At 62.5% G+C, this 25,096-nt stretch carries 30 protein-coding genes; 23 read left to right on the top strand and 7 right to left on the bottom strand.

The annotated features are described in order from the left end of the window. The first annotated feature begins 16 nt into the window (after nt 1-16). From AB0O87_RS02455 to AB0O87_RS02405, 11 genes are all read left to right on the top strand, one after another. Nucleotides 17-433 carry a transcriptional repressor gene (locus AB0O87_RS02455; RefSeq protein ID WP_363511399.1) on the top strand — a complete coding sequence of 139 codons (417 nt, stop codon included), beginning with the start codon at nt 17-19 and terminating at the stop codon, nt 431-433. Next, the gene (locus tag AB0O87_RS02450; protein WP_363511398.1) at nt 430-1,470 is read left to right on the top strand and encodes a permease; all 1,041 of its coding nucleotides are present in this window, start codon (nt 430-432) and stop codon (nt 1,468-1,470) included. Before AB0O87_RS02455 ends, AB0O87_RS02450 begins: the two co-directional genes overlap by 4 nt. Next, on the top strand, nt 1,463-2,290 hold the full coding sequence (locus tag AB0O87_RS02445; RefSeq protein ID WP_363511396.1) for a TIGR03943 family protein: 828 nt from the start codon (nt 1,463-1,465) through the stop codon (nt 2,288-2,290). Before AB0O87_RS02450 ends, AB0O87_RS02445 begins: the two co-directional genes overlap by 8 nt. Further along, entirely contained in the window at nt 2,280-3,992 is a 1,713-nt protein-coding gene (locus AB0O87_RS02440; protein WP_363511394.1) for an Ig-like domain-containing protein, read from the top strand. The genes AB0O87_RS02445 and AB0O87_RS02440 overlap by 11 nt, the downstream gene beginning before the upstream one ends. Before the next feature lies 1 nt (nt 3,993). After that, complete coding sequence (locus AB0O87_RS02435; protein ID WP_363511392.1) at nt 3,994-4,710, top strand: DNA-3-methyladenine glycosylase; 717 nt, start codon at nt 3,994-3,996, stop codon at nt 4,708-4,710. Between the two features lie 153 nt (nt 4,711-4,863). After that, on the top strand, nt 4,864-5,100 hold the full coding sequence (gene rpmB, locus AB0O87_RS02430; protein ID WP_017203559.1) for a 50S ribosomal protein L28: 237 nt from the start codon (nt 4,864-4,866) through the stop codon (nt 5,098-5,100). Continuing rightward, on the top strand, nt 5,100-5,270 hold the full coding sequence (rpmG, locus tag AB0O87_RS02425; protein ID WP_363511390.1) for a 50S ribosomal protein L33: 171 nt from the start codon (nt 5,100-5,102) through the stop codon (nt 5,268-5,270). The genes rpmB and rpmG overlap by 1 nt, the downstream gene beginning before the upstream one ends. A 3-nt stretch (nt 5,271-5,273) precedes the next feature. Continuing rightward, a complete protein-coding gene (gene rpsN, locus AB0O87_RS02420) occupies nt 5,274-5,579 on the top strand; it encodes a 30S ribosomal protein S14 (RefSeq protein WP_046014936.1) in 306 nt (101 codons plus the stop codon). A gap of 278 nt (nt 5,580-5,857) precedes the next feature. Then, nucleotides 5,858-6,682, top strand: a complete 825-nt coding sequence (locus AB0O87_RS02415) for a DUF559 domain-containing protein (protein ID WP_363511388.1) — start codon at nt 5,858-5,860, stop codon at nt 6,680-6,682. Between the two features lie 293 nt (nt 6,683-6,975). Next, nucleotides 6,976-7,263 carry an HU family DNA-binding protein gene (locus AB0O87_RS02410; RefSeq protein WP_017203554.1) on the top strand — a complete coding sequence of 96 codons (288 nt, stop codon included), beginning with the start codon at nt 6,976-6,978 and terminating at the stop codon, nt 7,261-7,263. Nucleotides 7,264-7,344: 81 nt separating this feature from the next. Next, nucleotides 7,345-9,357: a cytochrome c oxidase assembly protein gene (locus tag AB0O87_RS02405; protein WP_363511386.1), complete on the top strand. Its 2,013-nt coding sequence runs from the start codon at nt 7,345-7,347 to the stop codon at nt 9,355-9,357. Between the two features lie 18 nt (nt 9,358-9,375). Here AB0O87_RS02405 and AB0O87_RS02400 read toward each other — a convergent pair whose 3' ends face one another. After that, a complete protein-coding gene (locus AB0O87_RS02400; RefSeq protein ID WP_363511384.1) occupies nt 9,376-10,446 on the bottom strand; it encodes a hypothetical protein in 1,071 nt (356 codons plus the stop codon). 116 nt (nt 10,447-10,562) lie between these two features. On the opposite strand from AB0O87_RS02400, the gene AB0O87_RS02395 reads away from it, so the two are divergent. Then, nucleotides 10,563-12,035 carry a DEAD/DEAH box helicase gene (locus AB0O87_RS02395; protein WP_363512878.1) on the top strand — a complete coding sequence of 491 codons (1,473 nt, stop codon included), beginning with the start codon at nt 10,563-10,565 and terminating at the stop codon, nt 12,033-12,035. A gap of 219 nt (nt 12,036-12,254) precedes the next feature. On the opposite strand, the gene AB0O87_RS02390 is transcribed toward AB0O87_RS02395, so the two are convergent. Together AB0O87_RS02390 and AB0O87_RS02385 are read right to left on the bottom strand one after the other, a co-directional pair. Beyond that, nucleotides 12,255-12,902, bottom strand: coding sequence for a biliverdin-producing heme oxygenase (locus AB0O87_RS02390; protein WP_363511382.1), 648 nt, complete (start codon nt 12,900-12,902; stop codon nt 12,255-12,257). A gap of 65 nt (nt 12,903-12,967) precedes the next feature. Then, nucleotides 12,968-13,279 carry a DUF2470 domain-containing protein gene (locus tag AB0O87_RS02385; RefSeq protein ID WP_363511380.1) on the bottom strand — a complete coding sequence of 104 codons (312 nt, stop codon included), beginning with the start codon at nt 13,277-13,279 and terminating at the stop codon, nt 12,968-12,970. A gap of 71 nt (nt 13,280-13,350) precedes the next feature. Here AB0O87_RS02385 and AB0O87_RS02380 point away from each other — a divergent pair, with 71 nt between their 5' ends. From AB0O87_RS02380 to AB0O87_RS02365, 4 genes are all read left to right on the top strand, one after another. After that, on the top strand, nt 13,351-14,655 hold the full coding sequence (locus AB0O87_RS02380) for a serine hydrolase domain-containing protein (RefSeq protein WP_363511378.1): 1,305 nt from the start codon (nt 13,351-13,353) through the stop codon (nt 14,653-14,655). A gap of 255 nt (nt 14,656-14,910) precedes the next feature. Beyond that, on the top strand, nt 14,911-15,945 hold the full coding sequence (locus AB0O87_RS02375; RefSeq protein ID WP_363511376.1) for an AvrD family protein: 1,035 nt from the start codon (nt 14,911-14,913) through the stop codon (nt 15,943-15,945). Then, on the top strand, nt 15,942-16,916 hold the full coding sequence (locus AB0O87_RS02370; RefSeq protein WP_363511374.1) for a beta-ketoacyl-ACP synthase III: 975 nt from the start codon (nt 15,942-15,944) through the stop codon (nt 16,914-16,916). The genes AB0O87_RS02375 and AB0O87_RS02370 overlap by 4 nt, the downstream gene beginning before the upstream one ends. A gap of 92 nt (nt 16,917-17,008) precedes the next feature. Then, nucleotides 17,009-17,251 (top strand): acyl carrier protein, encoded by a 243-nt coding sequence (locus AB0O87_RS02365; RefSeq protein ID WP_363511372.1) that lies wholly within the window; start codon nt 17,009-17,011, stop codon nt 17,249-17,251. A 40-nt stretch (nt 17,252-17,291) separates the two neighbouring features. On the opposite strand, the gene AB0O87_RS02360 is transcribed toward AB0O87_RS02365, so the two are convergent. Together AB0O87_RS02360 and AB0O87_RS02355 are read right to left on the bottom strand one after the other, a co-directional pair. After that, nucleotides 17,292-17,909, bottom strand: coding sequence for an alpha/beta fold hydrolase (locus AB0O87_RS02360; protein WP_363511370.1), 618 nt, complete (start codon nt 17,907-17,909; stop codon nt 17,292-17,294). Nucleotides 17,910-17,924: 15 nt separating this feature from the next. After that, nucleotides 17,925-18,332, bottom strand: coding sequence for a helix-turn-helix domain-containing protein (locus tag AB0O87_RS02355; RefSeq protein ID WP_363511368.1), 408 nt, complete (start codon nt 18,330-18,332; stop codon nt 17,925-17,927). 205 nt (nt 18,333-18,537) lie between these two features. Here AB0O87_RS02355 and AB0O87_RS02350 point away from each other — a divergent pair, with 205 nt between their 5' ends. From AB0O87_RS02350 to AB0O87_RS02335, 4 genes are all read left to right on the top strand, one after another. Then, a complete protein-coding gene (locus AB0O87_RS02350; RefSeq protein ID WP_363511366.1) occupies nt 18,538-19,215 on the top strand; it encodes an NAD(P)H-dependent oxidoreductase in 678 nt (225 codons plus the stop codon). An 11-nt stretch (nt 19,216-19,226) separates the two neighbouring features. Beyond that, complete coding sequence (locus AB0O87_RS02345) at nt 19,227-19,928, top strand: AAA family ATPase (RefSeq protein WP_363511364.1); 702 nt, start codon at nt 19,227-19,229, stop codon at nt 19,926-19,928. Between the two features lie 42 nt (nt 19,929-19,970). Further along, nucleotides 19,971-20,825 carry a helix-turn-helix transcriptional regulator gene (locus AB0O87_RS02340; protein ID WP_363511362.1) on the top strand — a complete coding sequence of 285 codons (855 nt, stop codon included), beginning with the start codon at nt 19,971-19,973 and terminating at the stop codon, nt 20,823-20,825. Between the two features lie 126 nt (nt 20,826-20,951). Beyond that, the gene (locus AB0O87_RS02335; protein WP_363511360.1) at nt 20,952-21,128 is read left to right on the top strand and encodes a hypothetical protein; all 177 of its coding nucleotides are present in this window, start codon (nt 20,952-20,954) and stop codon (nt 21,126-21,128) included. A 23-nt stretch (nt 21,129-21,151) separates the two neighbouring features. Here AB0O87_RS02335 and AB0O87_RS02330 read toward each other — a convergent pair whose 3' ends face one another. Further along, entirely contained in the window at nt 21,152-21,373 is a 222-nt protein-coding gene (locus AB0O87_RS02330; protein ID WP_363511358.1) for a multidrug transporter, read from the bottom strand. Between the two features lie 103 nt (nt 21,374-21,476). Between AB0O87_RS02330 and AB0O87_RS02325 the strand changes: the two genes are divergently transcribed. Then, entirely contained in the window at nt 21,477-22,289 is an 813-nt protein-coding gene (locus AB0O87_RS02325; RefSeq protein WP_363511356.1) for a sugar nucleotide-binding protein, read from the top strand. Here the strand turns inward: AB0O87_RS02325 and AB0O87_RS02320 are convergent. Further along, on the bottom strand, nt 22,279-23,109 hold the full coding sequence (locus AB0O87_RS02320) for an SDR family NAD(P)-dependent oxidoreductase (protein WP_363511354.1): 831 nt from the start codon (nt 23,107-23,109) through the stop codon (nt 22,279-22,281). The genes AB0O87_RS02325 and AB0O87_RS02320 overlap by 11 nt on opposite strands. 186 nt (nt 23,110-23,295) lie before the next feature. On the opposite strand from AB0O87_RS02320, the gene AB0O87_RS02315 reads away from it, so the two are divergent. Next, nucleotides 23,296-24,492, top strand: a complete 1,197-nt coding sequence (locus AB0O87_RS02315) for an NAD(P)/FAD-dependent oxidoreductase (RefSeq protein ID WP_363511352.1) — start codon at nt 23,296-23,298, stop codon at nt 24,490-24,492. Further along, complete coding sequence (locus AB0O87_RS02310) at nt 24,489-25,070, top strand: amino acid synthesis family protein (RefSeq protein ID WP_363511350.1); 582 nt, start codon at nt 24,489-24,491, stop codon at nt 25,068-25,070. The genes AB0O87_RS02315 and AB0O87_RS02310 overlap by 4 nt, the downstream gene beginning before the upstream one ends. Nucleotides 25,071-25,096: the final 26 nt, after the last annotated feature.

Raw genomic sequence — 25,096 nt, 5'->3', positions numbered from 1 at the left:
ACCTAGAATCGTGGGTATGGCTCAGCGGAACACCTGGCAGCGCGAACGCGTGCGCGAAGCACTCGACGACGCCCGCGGATTCGTGAGCGCGCAAACCCTGCACGCGGCACTGCGCGATGAGAACACCGGCATCGGACTCGCGACCGTCTACCGCGCTCTCGCGGGGCTCGCCGCCTCTGGCGAAGCTGACTCGTTGCAGAGCCCAGAGGGTGAGGCGCTTTACCGTGCCTGCACCACGCAGGGGCATCACCATCACCTCATCTGCCGATCCTGCGGTTTGACCGTCGAGATCGAAGCAAAAGACGTCGAGCAGTGGGCGCATCGCACTGCCGCGCTTCACGGATTCACCGACGCCGCCCACGTCGTCGACATCTTCGGGCTGTGCACCCCGTGTGCGAAGGAGCGCGACGCCGAAAGGACCGCAACCGCGTGAGTTCCTCGACAGCAACGAAGCCCCATCACAGTCACGCGCACAGGCAGGCTCCCTCCCCACGTTCCGCATGGGTGGGCGTCGGCCTCGGCGTCGCCATCATCGCGGCGCTGTTTCTTATTGATGCTTTCTTGCCGAAACTGTTCCCCGCTTCGCTGCCCACCAGAGCACAAGACGGGCTCACCCTGGCGCTGAGTGTGCTGATCGAGGCGCTGCCGTTCGTGCTTCTGGGCGTGCTGCTGTCGATCGTGGTGCAGGTGTGGCTACCAGCCGATGTGATTCATCGCTGGCTTCCGCAGCGCGCGTGGGCACGGCGTGCAGTGCTGTCGTTGCTCGGGATGCTGATCCCGGTCTGCGAGTGCGGAAACGTGCCTTTCGCTCGTGGACTGATGATGCGCGGTCTGGCGCCAGCAGAAGCGATGACGTTCTTGATCGCGGCGCCCATCGTCAACCCGATCGTGATCCTCACCACCCACGCCGCGTTCGGCTGGGACGGCGGCATCCTGATCGCACGCCTTGTGGGCGGCTACCTCATCGCGAACCTCATCGGCTGGATCTACAGCCTGCACCCGTCGCCAGACGCGATGCTTACCCAGCGTTTTGTCGACACCTGCGACAGGGTCACCCACGAACCAGGAACACCGGTCCGCCGCAGTCTGACGCAGTTCATCGTGGAGCTCAGGGCCGTGATGCCGGCGCTCGTGATTGGGTCAGCCATTGCCGGGGTCGTGCAGGTGCTGATCCCGCGCGAGATGCTGCTGGCGATCGGCTCGAATCCGGTGCTGTCGATCGTCGCGATGATGGTGCTCGCGATGACGGTGGCGATCTGCTCGAATGTCGATGCGTTCCTTGCACTGTCGTTCGCTTCGACATTCTCTTCCGGGGCTCTGATTGCGTTCTTGCTGGTCGGGCCGCTCGTTGATATCAAGATGCTTGCGATGATGCGGACCACGTTTACCACCCGCACTCTGGTGGGAATCGTCGGGATCGTGTTGGCTTCGGCGTTCGCCATTGGAATCGGGGTGAACGTTTTTGTCTGAGCAGACGGACACCAGGCGGCGTGCACTCGCCACGCGCTGGCTAGGGGTGGGGCTTACGACTGTCGTCGCCGTGGTCACTCTGAGCCTCGGCATTACCGGCCAGCTCACGCTGTACATCAGCCCAGACACGGTGTGGTTCGCGTGCGCAGGCGCGGTTGTTGCTCTGGTGGGCGCCATCTGGTCGTGCACGCTTCCGCTCGGGGCAGAGGGCGATCACGGACATGATCACGGCCACGAAACCGGCCACGAAACCGGCCACGAAAATGGCCACGCGGGAGGTTCAGAAGAGTCTGACCGAGGCGCCTCCTCCAGGCGGCGCACCTTGGCAGGCGTGGGCGCTGTCACCGGCGGCGTGATTGCGACCGGAGTCGTCGCCGCTGGACTGATGCTTCCACCGGCTTCGCTGTCTGTAGAGCTCGCAATGTCTCGCGCAGGCGAGCAGTCCGGGCTTTTTGCAGGTTCTGACTCCGTGACCCTCGGGGTCGCAGACACCTCGACATTCGGTGTGGGCGACTGGTCGAGCGTCTTCGCCGCGTCAACCAACACCACCGCCTACGACGGCGCAGATGTGACCCTGACAGGGTTCGTGACCCCGGACTCTTCTGGCGACGACATGAACCTCACTCGCCTCGTTATCACGCACTGTGTGATCGATGCGCAGACGGCGACGTTGCCGATAGACGTAGATTCAGGCGACTACGCGACAGGGCAGTGGGTGGAGATCACCGGAACCGTGCGCGCAGATTCAGAAGGCAAACTCAGCATCGAGCCCACCGACGTCGTGAAGATCGACGAGCCGGGAGACCCGTATGAGTACTGAGGACGAGCACGAGGAGGCGCCAGCCGTCCCGCAGACGCGCGCCCAGATGCGCGCAGCGCGAGAGGCGGCAGAGGCGGCGGCTGCCGAGCGTGAAGCGGCGGAGCAAGAGGCGGCAGAGCGCAAAGTCGCGGCCTTCGAGGCGGCCGCCCAGGAAGACGTCGAGGCGACAGCGACCCCGACAGCGACCCCGGCACCGACGATCCCCGAGCCCTCTGGACCTATTTTCCTCCCCGCGGCTCCCGCAGAGCCGGCGGAGAGTGCGGAGCCCGACCCAGACCTCCAGCCACCGGCGCCCTTCGGACGCGATGCTGATGTGCCAGCGAGCCAGCCCAAGACTTCGCGCAAATTCGTGATCACACTCGCATCGGTCCTCGGCGTTTTGGTGCTGGGCGGCATCGGTCTCGGCGTTGTCAGCCTGCTGCAGGGGCCACGGATCAGCAACGTGCAGGTCGATGCGGCTCAGGCGATTGAATCCTCCGGAAGCAGGGTCATCCTCACGGCCAACCAGACACTCGCCGACATCGATCCAGAGCAGGTCACGGTGGAGCCTGCTGTGCCCTTCACTGTGGACGCGTCTGGTCGCGGTGTAGGTGTGCGGTTCACGGTGCCGCTCGACGACTCGACCACGTACACGGTCAGCGTCGCCGACGTGGTGGGTACAGGTGGCGGTCCGAGTACGACGCTGACGACAAGTTTTGAGACGCCAGCATCCAACATTTTCTTGTTACGGCGAGAGGTCGACGGTATCGACAAGATTTTCCTCACCGATCTCGGCGGCGAGCAGGCCGTGCCCGTGTTCGAGCACGACAAGATCAACGACTTTCGGGCAACGTCGAACCAACTCGTCGTCTCTGTCGAAGATGATGACGGCTCACGCCTGTTCGTCATGGACCGCGACGGGGCGAACGAGCGCGAGCTGACTCTCCCCGGCGAGGGCTACGTGGGGGCAATTCAAGTCTCCGATCGAGGCGGTTTCGTCGGCTACAGCTATTCGGATCGCGAACTCAGTGACACCGAGGGCCGAGCGAGCGTGCTCGTCACCCAATCGCTGAGTGGCGAAGATGAGCCAGAAATCACCGAAGTGGCTGGCGAAGAAGCCAGTGTCTTCGCGTGGCAGTTCGTGCCAGACAGTGCCGCTGTGCTGTTTATCGACTTCGATGGCGCGCTCGCGTTGATAGACCGCTCGACCGATTCCGATGTGCAATCGCTCGGGCTTGCCTCCACGATTCAGGGCATCTCACGAGGCACTTACACCGCGATTGTGGAGCGGTTGGACGGCACAGTTGTCGAACTCAATCTGGCGGACGGCACGGAGGAACCCCTTGCTGCTTCCGACCCCGATTACGGCACTGCTACCTCCATCACACCGTTCCCCGGCGGAACGCTCCGCCACGTCGTCGCTCGCGACGAGGCTGGCCTGCCGATCGGCCAGGCTGTCGTCCGCGTCGATGACGACGGCACGGCGACCCCGCTGGTCGAGGTGGGATCGACGGATTCTGTGCTGCAAGCATGCGCATCGCCCAGCGGCCAGTACGCGGCTGTAGCGGTGGCGCCAGACCTGGCGAACAATCCCTACGACGGAATGTTGCTTCCGCTGCCAGAGAATGTCGAAACACATCTGATCGACATGGAGACCGGCGAAGAGCTCGTCGCCCTTACCGGTTTCGATGCGTCCTGGTGTCAGACGGGCCCGCGGTTCTGACATGCCTTCGCAGGATGCTCTGCGCCGCGCTACTCGTTCGGAGCTGAGCGGATCGGCTGTCGACATCGCGCCGCTATTGCTCGGCGGGGAACTACGGACGTTCGTTCCCCGCTCTGCTGTCGCGTCAGATGATTCAGAGCCGGTTGCGGTGCGACTGCGGATCACCGAGGTTGAGGCCTATCACGGGCAGGGAACGGGCGACGTTGCTGACCCTGGTTCGCACGCCCGCATGGGGCGAACGGCGCGCAACGCGACGATGTGGGGCGCGCCAGGACATCTCTACGTCTATCTAAGCCACGGCATCCACTCCTGCGTCAACGTGGTGTGTGGGCCAGAGGGTCAGGGCGATGGGGTGCTCCTGCGTGCAGGAGAAGTGGTGGACGGGGTGGAAGCCGCCGCACACCGGCGCGGGGCTGCTCTGCCGCTGGGAGGCATCGCTCTTCGCGATCTTGCCCGAGGGCCAGGCCGGCTCGGACAGGCGGTGGGCCTGCGGCATCCGCGCCATGACGGTATTGATGCGCTCACCGGGGATCTGCGCGAGGGGGCACGAGCCGAGCTGTGGCTAGGCGCTCCGCGTACCGGCATCGCGCGAGGCCCACGGGTCGGCGTCGCTGGTATCGCGGGGACCGCAGCATTTCCCTGGCGATTCTGGATCGATGGCGACCCGACGGTGTCGACATTCCGATGGGGCAGGGGTGCTCAGGCCGTCGAGAGCTGAGGGAAGAGTCTGGTAGGCTCTTCTTCGTCTGCGCACACTCCTGTGCGTAGTTCGCGTGTTTCTGTGTCCTGAGCTTGTCGAAGGGCCGTGACGCGCAGACAAGGGATCTTGGGTGAGGCCGTCCGGCCTCACGGTATAGAAGGAGTCACCATCATGGCAGCAGTGTGCCAGGTGACCGGAGCTGTTCCCGGCTTTGGTCACAACGTCTCGCACTCGCACCGCCGGACGAAGCGTCGCTTCGACCCGAACGTGCAGAAGAAGACCTATTTCGTTCCGTCGCTCGGTCGTAAGATCACCCTCAACGTGTCCGCTAAGGGCATCAAGGTGATCGACGTCCGCGGCATCGAGAACGTGGTCAAGGACCTCCAGGCGAAGGGTGTGAAGCTCTAATGGCCAAGAAGGCTCAGGACGTACGTCCGATCATCAAGATGCGTTCCACGGCAGGTACGGGTTACACGTACGTGACGAAGAAGAACCGTCGCAACACCCCCGACCGCCTCGTGCTGAAGAAGTACGACCCGGTAATCCGCAAGCACGTCGAATTCCGAGAGGAGCGTTGATCAATGGCTAAGAAGAGCAAGATCGCTCGCAACGAGCAGCGCAAGGTCATCGTCGAGCGTTACGCAGAGCGTCGCGCCGAGCTGAAGAAGACCCTTGTCGACCCGAACGCCACTGACGAGGCCCGCGAGGCCGCGCGTCTCGGCCTGCAGAAGCTGCCGCGCAACGCGTCGCCGGCTCGCGTGCGTTCGCGCGACGTCATCGACGGTCGCCCCCGCGGTGTCCTCACGAAGTTCGGCATCTCGCGTGTCCGCTTCCGTGACATGGCACACCGTGGCGAGCTGCCCGGCGTGACCAAGTCCAGCTGGTAAGCACTTCAGTCCCTCAGGGACTAAAAGGGGCGAGGATCTTCGGATCCTCGCCCCTTTTGCGTCCCCTGTCCCTCTTCCTCTCCTCGTCCCCATCCCCATCGTCCACCCCGTCCGGAGGAGTTCTCTCCTTACGGAGGAACCCTGCCCCCAGAACCTCCTCATGAGGGAGTGTTCTCCTCCCGCAGAGCGTTCGTGCACAGGAGGAGGCTGCGGGGGTTACTCCACCGAGCGCGGGGCGCGTGATGCGCGGACGGTCGCGGGTCTTGCATCATCGTCGGATGGATCCCCTCAAAGCTCTGCGAGAGCGCGGCGGTGTCGCACGAGTCGAGGCGTTGAAGCGGGCGGGGGTGACAGCACATGCACTGCGGCTGGCGACGAGCGAGCGGCGAGTGTTATCGGTTCGTCGAAGATGGGTGGCGCTGCCCGATGCAGATCCGCTCCTCATCAGTGCCGCGCGACAGGGTGTGGTGCTCAGCTGCATCACTCTTGCCGAGCGGAAAGGCCTCTGGGTACTCGATGCCTCGTCGCTGCACGTGGCGGCTCCGCCGAAAGCTGGTCACGCAACATCGGCGGGTGGCGTCATCCACTGGAGCCAACCGGTCGTTCCACGCGATCCAGACTCCTGCGAAGACACGATTGAGAACGCGCTCACGCTGGTGGCGCGGTGCCAACCGTACGAGAGCGCACTCGCTACGTGGGAATCCGCTCTAAGGCAACGGCTCGTCGATCCGGGCGCGCTTGAACGGCTGCCTCTGCCTCCGCACGCACGTCGCCTCCTCGATGACGCTCGCCCGTTTGCAGACTCCGGCACCGAGAGCATCTTCTTCACGCGCCTGGGGTGGCTGCGGATCCCGATTGTGCCGCAAATGTGGATTCACGGGCATCGCGTCGACTTCTTGCTGGGTGAGCGACTCATCATTCAGATCGACGGTGGCCACCACGTCGGCGTGCAACGCACAAGCGATATCGCGCACGACGCGCTTCTGAAGCTGCACGGATACCACGTGCTTCGCATCGGCTACGACCAACTAATGCGGCACTGGCCGAGCGTGCAACAGACCATCCTCATCGCGATCGGCCAGCGGTTGCACATCGCGCCGTGAGCGCTCGGGCGGACACCTCTCCCTACGGCGGAGATGCGGCTCAGGAGGCTCCGCCCGGGGGTGCGTTCTCCTCCGGAGAGAGGGAGGAGGGAGGAGGATTTGGGGCTCGAAAGCCTCGAAATCTGTGACTGGAGTGACAAAAGTGACACGAAACGCCATGTAATTGCCCAAAACCCGCGAAATGACGCGGAAATGGGGGTGGTGGTTGGTACATTCGAGGCGGTCGCAAGACCAGGAGCATCCGCTCCGTTTTCCCACAACGATGCGACGGGATTTCGTCGCTGGAGGATGACATGGCTGACAAGTCCATCACCAAGACCGAACTCGTCGCGAGCATCGCAAGCGCGACGGGCCAGAGCCAGGCCACCGTCTCCGGTGTTCTCGACTCGCTCTTCGCCACGGTTTCTGACGCTGTTGCCAAGGGCAGCAAGGTCTCGATCCCGGGTTGGATCTCCTTCGAGCAGGTCGACACCGCAGCCCGCACCGGCCGCAACCCGCAGACCGGCGCCGAGATCAAGATCCCGGCAGGCAAGCGCGTCAAGGTGACCGCTGGTTCCAAGCTCAAGGCTGCCGTCAAGTAAGACTGCACCCTGTCGAAAGCCGCTCCCGTTCGGGGGCGGCTTTCGTGCTTTCTCCCCGCCGCGCGCGCCTAGGCTGGAGGGGTGAGTTCTCGCGCCGCAACAACCAGCCGAGCCACGGCGTATCGAGTCGCTGGAGTAGGCATCCTCCTCGCTTCTGCGCTGGTGGCTGTGGTGTGGGCACTTATCGTCGGCGGTGGCGCTGAGCCGCCTCTGCTCCAAGACCCTGGCCCCTTCGTGCTTTGGGGAACACCGATCGCCAGGCTCGTGATGAACATCGCAGCCGCCGTCATGCTCGGCTCGCTGGTGCTGGCACTGTTCGGCCTCCGCGCGGGTGACGGTTCCTTCGATGCGGCGTTGAACATTGCCTCTATCGGCGCCGCTGTCTTCACGGTCGCTGCGGGTCTGACCGGATTCTTGGCCTTTATGGCCGCGTTCAACCCCCAGCTCAGTATTGAGCGAGAGTTCGGTACCCAACTCGGCCGCTTTTTGCTGGAGCTGCCCCTCGGGCAGTCCTGGCTCATCACCACAATTTTCGGTGCGATCATCACGGTGCTCGCGTTTGCATGGCGCTCCTGGACGCCGACCTTCCTCACAGCGCTCCTTGCCGCTGCCTCTTTCCTCCCGCTCGCCACCCAGGGCCACGCGGGAGATCTCTCCGGGCACGCACTCGCGGTGAACTCGATCCTTTTGCACACAGTCGGTGCTGCCGTGTGGCTCGGCGGACTGTTGTTGCTCGTGCTGTTGCGCGGGCGTAAAGACGTCACTCCTACGACGCTCGTTGCTCGCTACTCCTCGCTGGCGATTGCAGCCTTCGCCGTGGTCGCTGTTTCAGGCGTCACTCGGTCGATTGTGGCTGTGGGGGACTGGGAGGCCCTGTGGACCACCCCGTACGGCTGGATCGTGCTGGCCAAGGTCGTGCTGCTGATCGGGATGGGGATACTCGGTGCTTGGTATCGCGCCAGGTTGATTCCCAAGCTGGCAGGGCCGCGGGCAGCAGGCTGGTTCTGGCTGCTCGTGCTGTGCGAGGTCTCGCTGATGGGACTCGCCTCCGGTGCTGCAGCCGCGCTGGCGCGCACGCCTCCGCCCACCGGTGAGACCGCGGCTTTCTTGCAAACGCCAGCCCAGATCCTCACTGGCTCGCTTCTGCCGCCTGAGTTCACACTTGAGCGCTGGTTCACGGCGACCGATGTCGATATTCTCTGGGTGGTCGCCGCCGGCTTCGGGGTGTTCTTCTACCTGGCTGGTGTCCGTCGCCTGCGGTTGCGCGGTGACCGCTGGCCGATCTACCGCACAGTCTTCTGGCTGCTCGGACTGCTGATGCTCGTGTGGGTCACCAGCGGGCCGATCAACGCGTACCAGGAGTACCTGTTCAGCGTGCACATGCTCGGCCACATGATGCTGTCGATGGCGATCCCGCTGTTGTTGGTGTCCGGTGCGCCCATCACGCTCGCGTTGCGCGCCATCCGTAAACGCGACGATGGAACCCGCGGCGGTCGCGAGTGGATCATGTGGGCGGTGCATTCGCCCTTCTCCCGCGTCGTCACGCATCCCCTCGTCGCAGCTGCGGTCTTCATCGTGTCGCTCTGGGCCTTCTACTTCACCGATCTCGTGCGCTGGTCGATGTTCGAGCACCTCGGCCATGAGTGGATGATCATCCACTTCTTGATCACGGGCTACCTGTTCGCGATGAGCCTGGTGGGCATCGATCCGGTGCCATATCGGTTGCCGTACCCAGGGCGCTTGATCACGCTGATCGCTGTGATGGCGATGCATGCCTTCTTCGGCGTCGCGATCATGATGCAGGAGGGGCTGATGGTCGCCGACTGGTTCGGCGCGATGGGCCGCGACTGGGGGGCGACGCCCATGGAAGATCAGTATGTGGGCGGTGGCATCGCCTGGTCGATCGGAGAGATCCCCACACTGATCGTCGCGATTACGGTCGCTATTCAGTGGAGCCGCGACGACACGAAGGTGCAGAAGCGTACCGATCGGAACGCTGATCGCACCGGAGATGCTGAGCTTGAGGAGTACAACGCCAAGCTCGCCGCGCTGGCCGAGCGGGATCAGCGCCGCGAAGCGCAGGGCAAGCAGTAGAGCCGCGAGTTCGCGCCGTTAGTCGACGGGAGGCTCGCCAGGTGACCCGACCCTGATCGATGCGGACCCATCGGGAAGAATCACAATCTCGCCGTCGAGCAGGAACGGCACATCCTCTGATAGCTGCTGCACTGAACCGTCAAACAGCGAGAGGATCTCGACCTCGACATGCGCCACGGCTTCGGTCTCTGGGATCCGCCACTGCGCCCCGTCCGGCGACACGGTGACCACCGGCTGCGTGACGATGGACCACTGGGGAAGCGACGCAATGCGGTTGGTTACCCGAAGACCGAAGGGGCACGCGGTCGGCTGGAGGACTTCTTGTGTCGCGCACTCCGCGAGGAATCCGTCCACCCGCTGCTGCACGACAGCCACAAACTCATCGGTCGGCGTAGTTTGCACATCAAGCGGTGTCACGGCGAGCGGAGTGTCTGCAAGCACGCCGAAGCCGGACGCAGTGGAGATCGCGGTATCTACGGTGACGGAATACAGGCCAGGGGTGAACACGAGCAGCGGCAGCGGGTCGAGCCCTGCTGCTTCTTTGCCGGCGGCTGACACCTGTCTGCGGTCAACCTCGAAGCCGTTCACGGCAAACTGGTCAGAGCCGCGCACCGTCAGATCGACAACCGCGAGGGGACTGGTGGTGAAGCGCCAATTGGGCGTTACCCCCACCCAGCCGTCTTGCTCGATAAGAAAAGTACTCGAACCAGCGTGACCACTCGCCTCGTAGCTGACGGTCACGGCAGTGGTGTCTTCTCCTGGCTTTTCGGATTCGACGACCACATCGGTCAGCGGGGCGAGGGCCGCTTGACGCAGCATCGCCTCAGACGCCGCAGGATCGATACCGGCCTTCTCGAGAGTCTCGCGGTCGATGGCAACGCCGGGCACACGAAGCGCGTCGGCCGCGCGGCCAGACGAGAGTAAGTCGAGGTAGCGGGTCACGAACGCGGAAGGCCCGTAGAACTGCTGATAGAGCGTCACACCGCCTGCGCCGATGGCGGCGAAAAGGAGGACGCCGATGACGCCAAGAATCGCCAGATCGACGCCCAGGCGCGACCGCCGGGGCGTGCGCTTGCGAGCCCGCTCCATGGCGCCAGTCTAGGAGCGCGTCCTGAGGGGATGCCGAGCGTCGGTGGGCGTGTATAGAAGCCGGGACATAGCATGGGTGGCGCCCCGTTTTCCGTCCGCTGGCCCTTGTGAGTGTTGTGTCCCTTCCCGCCCTGTCTGAGGAGCAGCAAGAGCTGTTCCGACTCATCGAAGACACCGGTGAACATGTTTTCATCACAGGACGCGCTGGCACAGGCAAATCGACGCTGTTGCAGCACTTTGCCTGGGAGACGAAAAAGCAGATCGCTATCTGCGCGCCCACTGGTGTTGCTGCGCTGAATGTGGAGGGGCAGACGATCCACTCCCTGTTCCGACTACCGATCGGTCTCATTGGTGATGCGGATATCGAGCAGAACGATGCGACCAGGCGCATCCTGAATGCCATCGAGACGCTCGTGATCGATGAGATCTCTATGGTCAACGCCGATTTGATGGATGCGATTGACCGATCCCTGCGGCAGGCGAGAGGGCGCCGCGGCGAACCGTTCGGCGGAGTGCAGGTCGTGATGTTCGGTGACCCGTACCAGCTCGCCCCCGTGCCGCCACGCGGCGACGAGGCCCGCTACGTCGAGGACCACTACCGCTCGTTCTGGTTCTTTGACGCGAAGGTGTGGGCTGGCCCTTCGACAGGCTCAGGGACCCAGGGGTACGGCTCAGGGACCCAGGGGTACGGCTCAGGGACCCAGGGGGCCGGCTCAGGGGCACGGGGGTACGGCTCGTCGGACCAGGCGGGGCTGTTTGAAGTCGACATGAGCGCGAAGCTGCATGTGCGCGAGCTGGTGCAGATCCACAGGCAGTCAGACGACGGATTCAAATCGATGCTCAATGCCGTGCGGTACGGACGAGTTACTGCAGAGATCGCCGGGGTGCTCAACACGCAGGGCGCGCGCACACCCCCTGAGCCGGAACCGGGCGAGGTTCCGATGATCACGCTGGCAACCCGCAACGACATCGTCAACAGCATCAACAGCCGCCATCTGCAGGCGCTATCCGGCAAAGAGCAGACGGCACGTGCCGAAGTCAGCGGAGACTTCGGACGTGGTGAAGCGTCGCTGCCCGCAGAATCAGAGCTGAAACTGAAGGTCGGCGCGCAGGTGATGTTCCTGCGCAACGACACCGCCATGTCAGGAGAGCCGCCTCGCTGGGTAAACGGCACTATCGGCACAGTGACGAGGATTCTTGGTGGGGCAGTGCGGGTCGATATCGACGGTGAAGAGGTCGATGTGGAGCCAGCCGTGTGGGAACGTTTTCGCTATGCGTACGACCAGAGCACGAAGAAGCTCTCGCGGGATGTGGTGGCCGAATTTACCCAATTCCCGCTGCGTCTTGCGTGGGCTGTGACGATCCATAAATCGCAGGGCAAAACCTACGAACGCGCGATCATCGACCTCGGCGCCGGGGCGTTTGCTCCAGGGCAGACCTACGTTGCCCTGAGCCGGTTGACGTCGCTTGACGGTCTATACCTGTCGCGCGCGTTGCGGCCACGGGACATCCGCGTGGATGAAAACGTGCGTCGGTTTATGCGTGACGCGTGGTTGGCTGCGTCGACGCCCGAGGTCGCGTCCGACTGACGCTTCGACAAGCTCAGCGACCCTCGGCGTGCGACGCTTCGACAAGCTCAGCGACCCACGGTCCCTGAGCTTGTCGCCCCCCGGTCCCTGAGCTTGTCGAAGGGTGGTCCCTGAGCCTGTCGCCCCCCGGTCCCTGAGCCTGTCGCCCCCCGGTCCCTGAGCCTGTCGAAGGGTGGTCCCTGAGCTTGTCGAAGGGTGGTCCCTGAGCCTGTCGAAGGGCTACGCCGCCACGCGAGCGCGGTCGAGGTCTTCGAACAGCTCAGTGTTGAACCGGTAGGCGAGGAGCACCTCGTCGATCACGCGCTCACGCTCCGCTTCGTCCCACGGGGCAGCGTCGAGCTGTTCGCGGTACACGTCCTTAAATGCGGCAGGGTCGGCAATGTCGTCGAAGAGGTAGAAGCCGATGCCGTTGGTTTCGAACCCGAAGCGGCGGGCCATGATGCGCCCGATAAAGATGCCGCCAGAGAGGTCGCCGAGGTAGCGGGTGTAGTGGTGGGCGACGAAACCGCCTGCCCAGGTCGCCCCGACCTGCTGGATACGTTCGACGTAGCGCTTGGTGGTGGGGAGTGCAGTAATCTGCGTGCGCCAGTGTGCTCCGAGCAAGAACTCGAGGTCGGCTTCCAGCGCCGGCAGCCGGGTGAGCTTGTCGCTGATGAAGACGGCAGCCACGGGGTCTTGGCGCATGCGCGCGCCAGCGCTCTCCAGTGCCTCATAAATGAAGTAGTGCTGAGCGACGAGTGAGATGTAATCCTCACGTGAGCCCTCACCCTTGAGCAGGTCGGACATGAAGCCGGCGGTCTCGCTGCGGGAATGCGATCCGGACGAGCGCTCACGCAGGGCGGCGGAGAAAGAGAGGATCTCGGGCATGACCTTAGTGTAAGGCTGGCCTTACCTTTGGCGAAAGGGGTACGGCGTCGTTGGTCGCAACGTGACTATGCGTGGGGGCGGGGCTCAATGCCCAACCGTGCACAGGCGGCGTCGTACACCGCGACGACCTCTCGGCGCACCGCTGGGCGGTCGCTGATCGGGCCGCCTGGCCAGGGGACGCGGAGTTCCGATACTGCCCCGCGGCTGATCTGCCACACTCCGCCGTCACCATCGAACCCGGTCATCACTGCGTCGGTAATTTCCGTGCCAGAGGGGGCGGCGAAAGCCCGAGCGATGAGCAGGTTGTCATCGTGGTGATCGCTGTTCATATGGCGAAGTACAGCGGCAATCACATCGGCATCGAAAGTGTGGGTCACCACCCCACAGTACGTCGCGGTGGGCTGTCGCCGAGCGCGCTCTCAGCATCTGCGCTCTAGAATCGGTAGACATGTCTTCGGGGGTTCCTTCCATGCAGCTTCTCTCGTCGCGCCGGTGGCGCGCCGCAACGGCCACGGCGGCCGTGCTTGCTCTTGCTCTAACCGGGTGCTCATCCGAAGAGTCGTTCACGTATACGCCACCGGCTCAGGTCGATGGCCCACTGCCCGATGACACCGTTGCGGCGATGCAAGCAGCGGTCGACAATGCTGTCGCCTCGTCTGGCGCTTCCGGCGCAATCGTGGGTGTCTGGGCTCCGTGGAGTGGCAGTTGGGTCACCGCAGTCGGCACACAGGAGCGCGACGGCGGCGGCGAAATCTCCACCGATATGTCGTTTCGTATCGCTGATGTGACGCGTTTGATGACGTGCGACGTGCTCTATGCCCTGTACGACGAGGGAACGGTTGAGCTCGATGCCGCCGTCCCCGACTACGTCTCTGGCGTTGCCGACCTCACCGACGTGACGTTGCTTGATTTGTGTAACGGCACCAGTGGGCTCGGATCGTCTGAGGCGACAGTGAAGTCGGCCTGGTTCAACACCCCTGAGCGCGTGTGGGCTCCGTTGGAGCTCGCCGGCTACGGACTCGCTCGTGAACGCCTTGCTCCGCAGACGACGTATCGCGACTCTGATGCGAACTACCTGCTCCTGGGGCTCGCGCTGGAGCGGGCGTCGGGGATGACGGCATCGGAGCTGATCGAAGAGTACGTCGCCGACCCCCTCGATCTGCCTGACACGTCGCTTCCCGGCGCCGCGGCTGCACCGCCAGCCGGAGACGCCCCGATGAGCGGTCACTATATGTCCGCCGTTGAGGGTGGATACAACTGCGCGGCCCCTGTCGATATCACCACGCTCTCGTCGAGCACCGGCTTCACAGATTCCGGCGTCGTCTCTAACATCACCGACCTCGGTCGCTACGCACAGGCCGAGGCAAAGCAGGCTTTGCGCACGCAGGAGAACCCCGACCGTTACGGTGCACCGCTTCCGGTGAGCGAGAAGAGCCCTTCTTGGTACCAGGCCACTGGTGGCGCGTACCTGGTGGGGTCGATGATCGGCCAGCACGGCTGGACCCCGGGATATGCCACGGCTGCCTACTCTGACCCGACGACCGGGTTCACGGTCGCTGTTGTGTTGAACGATTCGACGGCAGCGTCGAGCTTCGCGCAGAAGCTCTCGTGGGAGCTCGCCGCTATTGCCTCCAAGGCTCCCGCAGCAGAAGGCGAGACTGCTCCGGAGTTCGGCCTCCCGTTCACCGCAGAGCAGTACCACCAGTCGATCACCGACGCGGCGATCGTGTGCGTGGAGCCCGCAGCCGAGTAACTCGCGTAAGCGTTTCCGGCTGCGTTCAGTCAGGGGCGGCGTGTACCGCCCGCTCGCGGCTGGCACTATGCCCCGTGCGGGTTTTGATGACCCTAGAGACACGTGAAGCTGAGTGAAGCGCCTTCAGCTTCCGCCGCACTCGTTGTTTTGGATCGCAGGGTGGTTCTCCCAGCACCACCATCAGTGGGTGCTGGCTATCACGACCGTGGATGACGGATGCTTCAACCACCGCCGATGATGATCTAGGGAGAACTTATGGCACTCGCAGCGTGCTCGGACATTGAAGTGCATGCGTGTATCGACGATCTTCTAGGCGATGGGAGTTATCGATTCTTCAGTCAAGGCTACAAATCGACTAATCCGCAACTGCACGATCTTCGCGTGACTCACACGGCTTCGGAGTCCACGCTCTCAGCCCACGCAAGCTTGGCGATGAAGGGGCTGTGGTCGGTCAAGGGCCAGTCGGAGCAGACCCCGCACCTAGGCACCACGGATGTGCTTGTCCTCGCCTGCAAAATGGCTGAGGCTCTCTTGGCCAGCCGATACTCCCCGGAGATCTTGATAGGGGCCTATCTGAAGTCAGTCAGCATTTCCGGCGGAAGCGAACCAGTTGAGGGAACGTTGGACCGTCTTGACTGTCTGGCGAGAGTGCAGGGCGCTGCGAACGGATCTTCATCGGTTCTATCGTGTTCGGTCGCCTCCATGACTGCCACGATAGAAGTGATTCACAGTTCTTTTGAGCAGGAGCTCTTGGCGGTTCGATCCTCGTCTGAGGAGGACTTGGTCGGTGCTGCAGGCACGCGTCTATACGGCGACCTCTGGGCAGACCGACACGTTTCACTCAAGGACGTTCGGCTTAGCGCCCAGGAAGGAACCGTCCACGCTCAGCTTTCGTTCCGCCACCAGACACCCTGGAGTCAGGGGATAGACAGACGCGGCTTAGAGGCGGCCTATCCTCACGGTCTTTCCGCCATCGAGTACTTTGTTGCGACCCTCCAGCTGGGTCAAGTCTTGCTCTACCGTTTCGACTCGTTGGCCCGCGCGGACAGCAACACACTGTGGATGCGAAAGACTCGTATGGCGCTCAGCCGGCCGACTCATCGGCGCGCTGGTGAACCGGGCATTGGTCTGGGCGTGCACCTCCGCAACAACCGCGTGATCGAGAAGGATGGCGGTTCGTGGCGCTGCGCCGACGTTGTGGGGACCTTCGACGATGGTGAAGTTGTGTGCAGTGTGACTCATCGCCTCCCCGCTCGCCGCGATCTCCAGGCGCAAGGCGTCGAGCGATGAGTGCGGTATCGGCAGTCGTTAGGGGATTGGGTGGTGCACTTCCTGAGCGAGTTGTTACCAATCAGCAGCTAGCCAGCCTTGTGGACACCTCGGACGAATGGATCAGACGCAGGACCGGCATCGTGGAACGCCGCCATGCCAAAGCCGGAGAGACTACGAGCGGGTTGGCTACCGCCGCCGCACAACGCGCATTGGCCAGCGCAGGTGTCAGATCCGCCGATCTGCTGATCGTGGCGACTTCAACTCCGGATAAGGTCTGCCCGGCGACGGCGCCGAAGGTGGCAGCCAACCTCGGGATTCGTGGCGTCGCGGCCTACGACGTTTCCGCTGTCTGCTCGGGATTTGTGTATGCCTTGGCCACGGCATCATGGGCCATCAGTTCTGGAGCCGTGGAGTCGGCCCTCGTTATCGGTGCGGATACCTTTACCCGCTTGATCGACCCCACGGATCGCGCGACAGCGATCATCTTCGGAGACGGCGCAGGCGCTGCCTACCTTTCTGCCGGAACTGCCGACGAGCCCGGGGCTGTCCTGGCGTCCACGCTCCATTCCGACGGCACAGGGGAGACGCTCATCCAGGTGCCACGAAGAGACGGGGCCTTTTTTGAGATGCAAGGCAAGGAGGTGTTCACACAGGCAGTGTCTGCAATGTCTGATTCCGTGCACACCGTGCTTGCCAAGGTTGGCTGGACGGCAGATGACGTGGACTCGTTGGTCGCGCACCAGGCGAACCTGCGGATACTGAACGCCGTCGCCTCAGTTGCCGGAGTGTCAACCGCGAAGGTCGAAATTCACTTGGACAGAGTGGGCAACACCTCGGCCGCATCGATTCCTTTGGCGATGACCGATGCTGAGTTAAGGGGTCATAGGGCCCCGGGAGACAAGGTGGTCCTCACAGCCTTTGGCGGTGGAATCACCTGGGGGGCCATTGCCATGACCTGGCCAGTGGTCACAGTCATTGATCCGCACTAGAGGCGGATACTTCAACCCTGCCGGGACCGTCCCTGCAGGATCACTGTGGCGCCGACGAGCTCGGGGTCACGCGCAGAAAAAAGGGGAACGCAATGGAAATTTCCGCACTAGATGTCATCGATTCGATTCGTGCCACCATGGACGACCTCAGTCACATGGGACCGGACGACCCTTTCGTCGACCTCGATATCGACTCGTTGTCCCTTGTTGAGGCTGCTGTGGTTCTCAGTACTAGGTTCGGTGTGCGTATCGACGAATTTGAACTGTCAGACGCCGGAAATGCCAGAGCCGTAGCAAGCAAGCTGACAGAGAAGCTGGCACTGTCGACCACTTAGTCAAAACTCGTATATGCGCTACATCGTCACACTTTTCCGATCACGCGGAAACGACGTGCGCTCCAGGGGAAAGGGTTTCTTCCACAACCTGCAGTACGTCCGAACTGGTGCGGTGAAACAGGTGGCCACCGACCGAAACGTCTACCAGTCGAGGTGTCATCGCGCACCAGGAAGCCCACCTTGTGAACTCTGAGGCAGACACCACGAGATCGTCGCTGCTGTAGAAGATGGTTGCCGGCACCTTGAGCTGTCCCATCGGAGGTCTACCGGGGTACGTCGCCAACAGGGCAAGGTCTTCGAGTAAGACCTCCCTCGCACGCTCCGACATTGCACCAAAACGATCGGCATCGGTGTTTCCACCTTCCGGATTCATGGACGGTGGAGGAGAGGCAGCCAGGAAGACGTGATTCACGCGTCCACTTTCCTGGAGCCGGATAGCGGCCTCAAACGCGAGGATTGCCCCCATGCTGTGGCCGTAGATGGCGAACGATGGCGAGGGTGATGCGGCAACTTGATGGGCAATGACATCCGAAGCTTCAGACACCGAGCTGAAGTCTCTTCCTCGATAGCTGAGCTTCGTGACCGTGATTCCGGGAAAGCGCCAGGCAGCGAAACTTGCGGTGGTTCCGCCCGCATGATGCAGGCAAAACAGGTGCATGCCGAAGGCCTGGCCCTAGATGAAGGTGGGTTTGCGTTCATCGTGCTCTACGCGCGATGAACCTATGGCGCTCATATGTTCCTCCGCCCACTCCTTCATGTCGAACACGATCTGGAGAAGCGAATGACCGCGGGGTGTGAGCTCGTAGTCTGTGCGCACGGGGACTGAAACGGTGATGTAGCGAGAAATCAAACCGTCGCGTTCCAGCGAGCGCAACGTAGAGGTGAGCATTTTCTGACTGGCGCCCGGAATCTTCTTTCGAAGGTCACGGTGGCGCTGTTGACCGTCGACCAACGCGAGCAACACAAGCGTCACCCATTTTCCACTGATCAGCTCAAGCAATAGTCGGGCCGGACATAGGTCCAAAGAGGCGTTGTGGTGCTTCTGTTCGCTCTGACGTCGTTGATTGGCTGTAAGAGTCATGTTTCCAATCTGTGCCCGGTTCGGGTGATGCTACAGCCTCAACGAGTCCGATGTCCCGTATCGGCTGATCTGAAAGTTGCGGGAGAGGGCACCTCTAGGTGCCCTAGGCACAAGTTAGTGCGCTCTTACATAGCCCAGGTATCTCGATCAAGCTCGTGCCTGTCGGCACACTGCGCCTCGTTCGCAGAGATTTGAAAGGAAGCCAATGGCTACCATCCTCCACATCAACGCTTCACCTCGCGGCGACAACAGCGAGTCGCTTCGGTTGGCACGGTACTTCCTTGGGTCGGTCCAGGCCGCCGGTACGAGTGGCATCAAGTTGGACACGTTGAACTTGTTCGACGATGGGGCCCTGCCTGCTTTTGGTACAACCGCGGCAGCCGCGAAGATGGCTGTCTTCTCCGGTCAGGACCAGACGCCGGAGCAGCTCATCGCGTGGGAATCGGCCCGTGCCGTGTTTGAACAGTTCGCTGCCGCGGATGCCTACGTCTTCAACATTCCTATGTGGAATGCAGGTGTTCCCTACGTCCTCAAACAGTGGATCGACATCATTACCCAGCCTGGCTGGAGCTTCGGCTTTGATCCAGAAAAGGGCTATAGCGGTTTGATGGAGGGCAAGCAGGCTGTTGCCATCCACACCAGTGGTGTTTACGCCCCTGGAGTGCCGGCCGCGTTCGGATCTGATTTCAGCACCACGTTCTTCGCCGACTGGCTGAGTTTCGTAGGCATCGAAGACGTCACGCACGTTCGCTTTGCTCCGACTGTGCTCAACGGTGACGTGGATGGTACGCGCAAGGTTGCCGAGGTCGAGCTTGCCGGTGCGACATCTGGGTTCTTAAACAGGCTCAGTGCCGTTGGCGCCGCCCAGCTCGCAAGCGATTAGGGGGAGACATAATGCGCATCGGCATTTCAGGGACTTACTCTTCGGGGAAGACGTTCACATCGATGGCTTTGGCGAACTACACGGGGCTGCCAAGAACAAAGGCCAGGACTATGCGGGAGATACTGCCTGAAGCCGCACCGGGTAAGTCCCTCGAAGAATGCACGGCCGCGGAACTCATCCAGATGATTGTGACGCGACATGTGGAACGGGCCGTGTACGAGGACAAGCTTTCCGACGGATTCGTGTCAGACGGTTCCTCCTTGCAGGAATGGATCTACGGGTCCGTGCGGGTCTCGCTTGGTCTGAATCCGAGCGCATCGGCTGAGCTGCAGGCAGGAGAGACGGTAGAGAAGACACCGGAACTCGCCTTCTTCGAGGAGGTGATGGCAAGCCTCGGTGTGAGCTTCAAAAGGCATGTCAAGAACTCCTTCGATGTATTCGTTCACCTGAAGAATGAGCTGCCGCTTTCGGCCGACGGCCACCGCCCAGTCAACGATCAGTTTCGGAACATGTCCGACGCGATCTTGCAACAGACCATGAGTGAACTGAGTATTCCGTTTCACGTGGTCTCGGGTTCGGTTGAGGAACGAATCCGACAAATAGCATCCTCGTTTGCCCTGGAGCCACGTATGGCTACCTCGGAGGCCGTGCGCCTGGCGGCCGAGGAATACGCACAGCTCGACGTCCGCTCCGAACAAGAGCGAAGCGGATAGTAGCTGCCTACCCCGCGAACCGCTTCGACTATTGGAGCACCCATGGATACAGGCCAGTCTTTCTCCAAGCATGTACGCCTCGGCAACTTTCTGCGCGCGCGCAGGGAACAGGCTCGTCCAGAGGATCTAGGTTTGCCGGCTAGCGTGCGACGCCGGACGCCAGGACTTCGTCGTGAAGAAGTCGCAGTGCTCGCGAATGTAGGCGTCTCCTGGTACACCTGGGTTGAGCAAGGCCGGGCCGCCGGAGTCTCGGCGGAAGTCCTTGGGTCCATCGAAGATGCGCTCAGGCTTAGCCCCGAGGATCGTACGCACATCCGTCGGCTCGCAGCCGGACACCGCTCGCCCGACAGATCGGGCGACTCTGCCTCTGAGCAGCCTGTAGCGATAGATTCCGAGCGGCTTGATCTTCTCCAGCGACTGGTCGATGCGACGCCCAATCCCAGCTACATCGTGGATCCCCTGTGGACAGTTGTCGTCATTAACCCTGCTGCCGTCAGCGTCTTCGATGCCTGCGTCGGGGCCAGCTTTTTGCACAATTTCTTCATAGATCCGGAGCATGTTCGTCAGGAGATGGTGGCCCGTTCTTTAGTGGCGCAGTTCCGGGCACAGTCGGCGCGCTTTATTGACGATCCTCGCTTCGAGATCATGGCGCGCGGCCTCTGCGAAGTGTCAGAACTATTCCGTGAGCTGTGGCAAAGCCAAGTGGTGGGTGATTCGTACCACGTGGCCGTCGTCTGTCAGCACCCATTGCTGGGCAGGCTGAGCTTTGACCCCATGGTTCTGGAGGTCCTGAATTTCCCAGCGCTCCGGCTCTTCATCTACTTACCCCAAGATGGCGCAGACACGGAGAGATCAGCTCTCGGGCAACCCGACAGCTCTAGGCACTCAGACAGCTGACGGCTCCACCTGCGACCAGTTCGGCCGCAGCGCATTAGACGTATCCAAGGAGTAGTCATTTCCGAGCAATCTACGCCCGCCATTGTTTCGCCACCTAGTAAGCATCAGCTGGCACTGATGATCTGGATGGCGGTGTTTCCCACTCTGACGCTTATCAATCTTGTGTTCGGAGACTGGCTCGCGACACTGCACGTGATGTTGCGCACCTTTATCGTTGTCACCAGTGCTGTTCCGATTGTGGTTTACGGCCTGATGCCCTACCTCTATCGCATACGAGCCTGGATTATCACCCGTGCGTTGTGAAGCTGGGATGACTGCCCAGTGGTTCAGGAACCGTCGCTGATCTCGTCTTCCGAAACGCCAGGCCCTGGCCCCGGTCGAACTGCTGCGTCTGGCGCAATATCGATGCGGGTGTTGCCGTTATGTTCGCTGACCTCGATGCGCGGGGCGGCATCGGACTCTGTCGCATCAGGCGCGGAGGTTAGCTGGTCGTGACGCTTCTCCGCGCTTGTCATCTCTTCATCTGGGGTGTGCTCTGAGCTGGGCATGAGGCTCCTTCTTCCGGCTTGTCTTTCGAAGGCTAGAAGGCATGGCCACGAGGTGACATGGGGTTGACAACCCTTGGCGACAGACGGTGGAAGATAGAGAACGATGACTTTCTCGTTCTTACCCGCACCTGCATCCACTCTTCTCGTCGGATACGGTCAGCTCGGAGCGCTCCTCGCCCCGAAGCTGCGCGCTGATGGTGGCGAGGTGTTCGCGTTGCGCCGGAGTGACGATGAGCTGCCAGAGGGGGTGTCCGCGATTCGCGCCGACCTTTCGGCTCCGCTCTCGACGGTTTTGCCGAGAGTCGATGCGATGGTGGTCACGCTGCCGCCGAGCGGCCCCGCTGGCTACCGCAACGCCCTGACGCACCTGGCTGCCGCGTTGCCTGAGACGCCGGCTCGTACGATTTTTGTCTCGTCAACGGGGGTGTTTGAAGGGTGGGGAGCGAAGCGCCCGATCACCGAACAAGACGAGCCGGAGCCCACGAGCGCCCGCGCGCAGGAACTTTACGACGGCGAGCGTGCGGCTATCGAGCTGTTCGACGCCGTGGTCGTTCGGCCTGCAGGGATCTACGGCCCAGGGCGCGATTTTCTGATTCGTCAGGTGCGCGAGCACGCGACAGTGAACTACCGTCGCCGCACGAATCGTGTGCACGATGCGGACCTCGTGCGCGCACTCGATCTGCTGGTGCGGATGCCGTCTCCGCCGGCCGTGTTGCACGCCGTTGATGCGGCACCTGCGCCGCTCGGCGATGTCGTGGAGTTCATTGCTCGCACACTCGACATCGCCCCACCGCCCGACGATGTGTCGGCCGCTGCTGCTGGCACCGTCCTTGACGGCGCGCTCCTGCGTGCAGTGCTGGGAGATCTGGAGTACCCCGGTTACAAAGCCGGGTACGCCGCGATGCTCAAGAACTAGCGGCGATCCATCCCCGGGTGGCGCCGAGCACGCGGCTGCCGTCTGTATCGACCAGTGATGCGCCGACAAACGCCGTGGCGCCCTCGGAGGTCTGCCAGCGGAACCGGTACTCGTCAGAAAGAACGGCCGCCGCGATAGCCGCACCGGCGGACTCGGCAGATTGTGCATTCGCAAATGCCGCGGTGGAGCGCGCGATGTATGCGTCGAGCATTTCGCCGTACGGGCCTCCGGTGGCTGTGCGCTCGGCGTTGGTGACGAAGTCGCTGGCGACGGCTGCTGGCTCGATCACGCTGACCCGCACGCCGAAACGCTCGGCGACAGGGGCGAGTGACTGCATGAATCCCTCGACCGCGAACTTCGCGCCGCAGTAGCTGTCGGCGAACGGCTGGCCGACCGCGCCGCCGACACTGGTGACTGTAAGGATCTGCCCGGTGCCGCCCTCGCGCATCCCTGGCAGAACGAGCTTCGTGAGGTTGACCGGGGCAAGGTAGTTGACCTCTAGCTGATCGCGCACTTCCTCCATGCTCGCCTGCTCAGCGCTTGCCACGCTCCCGCGGCCGGCGTTGTTGAGGAGCACGGCGATGCCTCCGAGCTCCGCCTCGATCTCGGAGACCAGCGTGGCTGCCGCAGCGTGATCGACCACGTCGAGCGCACGCACGTCGACGGTCGTGCCCGCCTCAGCCGCAGCGGCGAGAAGACGGTCTGCCCTATTCACATCGCGCATCGTGGCGACGACGTGGAAACCGCTCCGGGCCAATTCGATGGCGGCGTGAAGCCCCATGCCGGAAGAAGTGCCAGTGATCAGTGCGACATCAGTCATCCGAAAACCCTATGCGTCTGGGGATCGCGGTGGATGCTGCAACCGATATTCCCGGTAGCAGGAGCCGGCTTTACGTTACGTCGACGTAAAACGTTCGGCCTATTGCGGTAAATCTCTTGCGCGAGAGTGGAGGTACAGGGCAGAATCTCTACCATTGCGAGAATCGTTGCTCAGAATGTGAGAATTATGAGTTTCGAGAATCGCGGCCACGGCGCCAACGCGCGACCGACAGGAAGAGAGAACGCCGACATGACAGAACGCCGACGCCACGCCGAGGTCTCGGGTGGCGGCTTTGCGGGCCTCACCGCTGCCACAGCTCTTGCCCAGAAAGGCTGGAGTGTGCGCCTCCATGAGCGCAGCCCAGAGCTGCGCGCTGAGGGCGCGGGCATCGTGTTGTGGAACAACAGTCTTCAAGTGATCGACGCGATCAAAGCCGGACCAGACCTGATGTCGAACTCGATGACACCTCCCGCGTACGAGACGCGGATGAATAACGTCATCCAGTCGCAGGAGACACTCGACGGCATCCGTTGGCGTACGCTCACGCGTCCTCACCTGCACGAGACGCTTCTCGTCGCGGCGCGCGAGGCTGGGGTGGAAATTCTGAGTGGTTCAGAGGTCACCGGAGCAACCGCCGACGGGACGATCTCGTTCGCGAATGGGGAGACGGCAGAGGCCGACTTGATCATCGGCGCAGATGGGGTTGGATCGGCGGTGCGAGATTCCCTAGGAGTTCCGCTGAAGCGCGAGCGCTCGCGGGACGGCATCACGCGTTTTCTGGTGCCGCGTCGCAAAGCCGAACTGCAAGCGCTCGAGCCAGACACCGAGTGGGACAACGTCATCGACTTCTGGAACCTTGAACCCCGGGTGCTGCGTGTGCTGTACACGCCGGCCAACGACCAAGAGTTGTATATCGCTCTGATGGCTCCCGCCGCCGACGCGCAAGGTTCCCGCGTGCCCATCGACCTTGAGCTCTGGACGTCGGTTTTTCCCCAGCTGGCACCGGTGTTGGAAGACGCGGCGAAGCTCCCAGGGCGCTACTACGGCTACCAGACCACGCGACTAGATCGTTGGACCGAAGGCAAGGTGGCGCTTATCGGCGATGCGGCACACGCAATGTGCCCCGCGCTCGCTCAGGGAGCAGGGTGCGCAATGCAGAACGCATGGACGTTGGCTTCCGCTGCGACCGACGGTGCCTCGATTCCAGAGGCGCTAAAGGAATGGGAGCAGCTTGAGCGTCCATTGACTGACCTCGCCCAGGACCGCTCCCAGTGGTACGCCGACACGCGTGAGATGGCTAAGGGGCACCAGTTCCAAGGCGAATCTGTGACCACGGCCCTCTATAACCCGACCGATCCACACCGACACGAGGTTCCTGCATGAGTATCGATTCCTTTTACCAAGTCCGCGCGTTCCACTCCTTCGTGCAAGAGTCGCTTCACGATGTCGGGCCAGCGCCTGAGCTGCCACTTATCAAAGCGGCAGTCGCTGTTGTCATCAAGAACCCCTTCTCTGGTCGCTGGGTCGAAGACCTCTCTCCGCTCACCGCCCCGAGCGCCAGCTTGGGCACCGAGCTGGGAGAGCGTGCGTTGGCTCTCCTCGGCGGACGTCCAGCGGAGAGCTACGGCAAGGGCGGTATCGCGGGGCTTGACGGTGAGCAGGAACATGTTGTTGCTTGCGTGACTACCGTCTTCGGCAATGCACTGCGCAGCTCCATCGGTGGAGGGGAAGCGTGGATCTCATCCGCGACCAAGTCAGCATCTGCGGGAAGTTCGATCGATATTCCTCTCGCGTACAAAGATGAGGTCTATGTGCGATCGCACTACGACGCGATCACGCTGACGTTGCCTGATGCGCCTCGCGCCGATGAACTGGTGATCATCGCGGCAGTCGCGACAGGAGGGCGCCTGAACGCCCGCGTGGGTGGCATCACCGCAGCTGAAGTCATTGCCCGGACCTAACAAGCAGCAGTATCGCCCGTGGCGAC

It is taken from the genome of Microbacterium sp. NPDC076768 (assembly GCF_040687205.1).
In the GTDB taxonomy this organism is placed as follows: domain Bacteria; phylum Actinomycetota; class Actinomycetes; order Actinomycetales; family Microbacteriaceae; genus Microbacterium.
This window is presented reverse-complemented; position numbering and strand designations above follow the sequence as displayed.

Bases quoted from the DNA above. Each gene is read 5' to 3' on its own strand.
- AB0O87_RS02455 (WP_363511399.1), top strand. From the start codon at position 17: ATGGCTCAGCGGAACACCTGGCAGCGCGAACGCGTGCGCGAAGCACTC.
- AB0O87_RS02440 (WP_363511394.1), top strand. From the start codon at position 2,280: ATGAGTACTGAGGACGAGCACGAGGAGGCGCCAGCCGTCCCGCAGACG.
- AB0O87_RS02435 (WP_363511392.1), top strand. From the start codon at position 3,994: ATGCCTTCGCAGGATGCTCTGCGCCGCGCTACTCGTTCGGAGCTGAGC.
- rpmB (WP_017203559.1), top strand. From the start codon at position 4,864: ATGGCAGCAGTGTGCCAGGTGACCGGAGCTGTTCCCGGCTTTGGTCAC.
- rpmG (WP_363511390.1), top strand. From the start codon at position 5,100: ATGGCCAAGAAGGCTCAGGACGTACGTCCGATCATCAAGATGCGTTCC.
- rpsN (WP_046014936.1), top strand. From the start codon at position 5,274: ATGGCTAAGAAGAGCAAGATCGCTCGCAACGAGCAGCGCAAGGTCATC.
- AB0O87_RS02415 (WP_363511388.1), top strand. From the start codon at position 5,858: ATGGATCCCCTCAAAGCTCTGCGAGAGCGCGGCGGTGTCGCACGAGTC.
- AB0O87_RS02410 (WP_017203554.1), top strand. From the start codon at position 6,976: ATGGCTGACAAGTCCATCACCAAGACCGAACTCGTCGCGAGCATCGCA.
- AB0O87_RS02400 (WP_363511384.1), bottom strand. From the start codon at position 10,446: ATGGAGCGGGCTCGCAAGCGCACGCCCCGGCGGTCGCGCCTGGGCGTC.
- AB0O87_RS02390 (WP_363511382.1), bottom strand. From the start codon at position 12,902: ATGCCCGAGATCCTCTCTTTCTCCGCCGCCCTGCGTGAGCGCTCGTCC.
- AB0O87_RS02380 (WP_363511378.1), top strand. From the start codon at position 13,351: ATGTCTTCGGGGGTTCCTTCCATGCAGCTTCTCTCGTCGCGCCGGTGG.
- AB0O87_RS02375 (WP_363511376.1), top strand. From the start codon at position 14,911: ATGGCACTCGCAGCGTGCTCGGACATTGAAGTGCATGCGTGTATCGAC.
- AB0O87_RS02370 (WP_363511374.1), top strand. From the start codon at position 15,942: ATGAGTGCGGTATCGGCAGTCGTTAGGGGATTGGGTGGTGCACTTCCT.
- AB0O87_RS02365 (WP_363511372.1), top strand. From the start codon at position 17,009: ATGGAAATTTCCGCACTAGATGTCATCGATTCGATTCGTGCCACCATG.
- AB0O87_RS02360 (WP_363511370.1), bottom strand. From the start codon at position 17,909: ATGCACCTGTTTTGCCTGCATCATGCGGGCGGAACCACCGCAAGTTTC.
- AB0O87_RS02355 (WP_363511368.1), bottom strand. From the start codon at position 18,332: ATGACTCTTACAGCCAATCAACGACGTCAGAGCGAACAGAAGCACCAC.
- AB0O87_RS02350 (WP_363511366.1), top strand. From the start codon at position 18,538: ATGGCTACCATCCTCCACATCAACGCTTCACCTCGCGGCGACAACAGC.
- AB0O87_RS02345 (WP_363511364.1), top strand. From the start codon at position 19,227: ATGCGCATCGGCATTTCAGGGACTTACTCTTCGGGGAAGACGTTCACA.
- AB0O87_RS02340 (WP_363511362.1), top strand. From the start codon at position 19,971: ATGGATACAGGCCAGTCTTTCTCCAAGCATGTACGCCTCGGCAACTTT.
- AB0O87_RS02335 (WP_363511360.1), top strand. From the start codon at position 20,952: ATGGCGGTGTTTCCCACTCTGACGCTTATCAATCTTGTGTTCGGAGAC.
- AB0O87_RS02330 (WP_363511358.1), bottom strand. From the start codon at position 21,373: ATGCCCAGCTCAGAGCACACCCCAGATGAAGAGATGACAAGCGCGGAG.
- AB0O87_RS02325 (WP_363511356.1), top strand. From the start codon at position 21,477: ATGACTTTCTCGTTCTTACCCGCACCTGCATCCACTCTTCTCGTCGGA.
- AB0O87_RS02320 (WP_363511354.1), bottom strand. From the start codon at position 23,109: ATGACTGATGTCGCACTGATCACTGGCACTTCTTCCGGCATGGGGCTT.
- AB0O87_RS02315 (WP_363511352.1), top strand. From the start codon at position 23,296: ATGAGTTTCGAGAATCGCGGCCACGGCGCCAACGCGCGACCGACAGGA.
- AB0O87_RS02310 (WP_363511350.1), top strand. From the start codon at position 24,489: ATGAGTATCGATTCCTTTTACCAAGTCCGCGCGTTCCACTCCTTCGTG.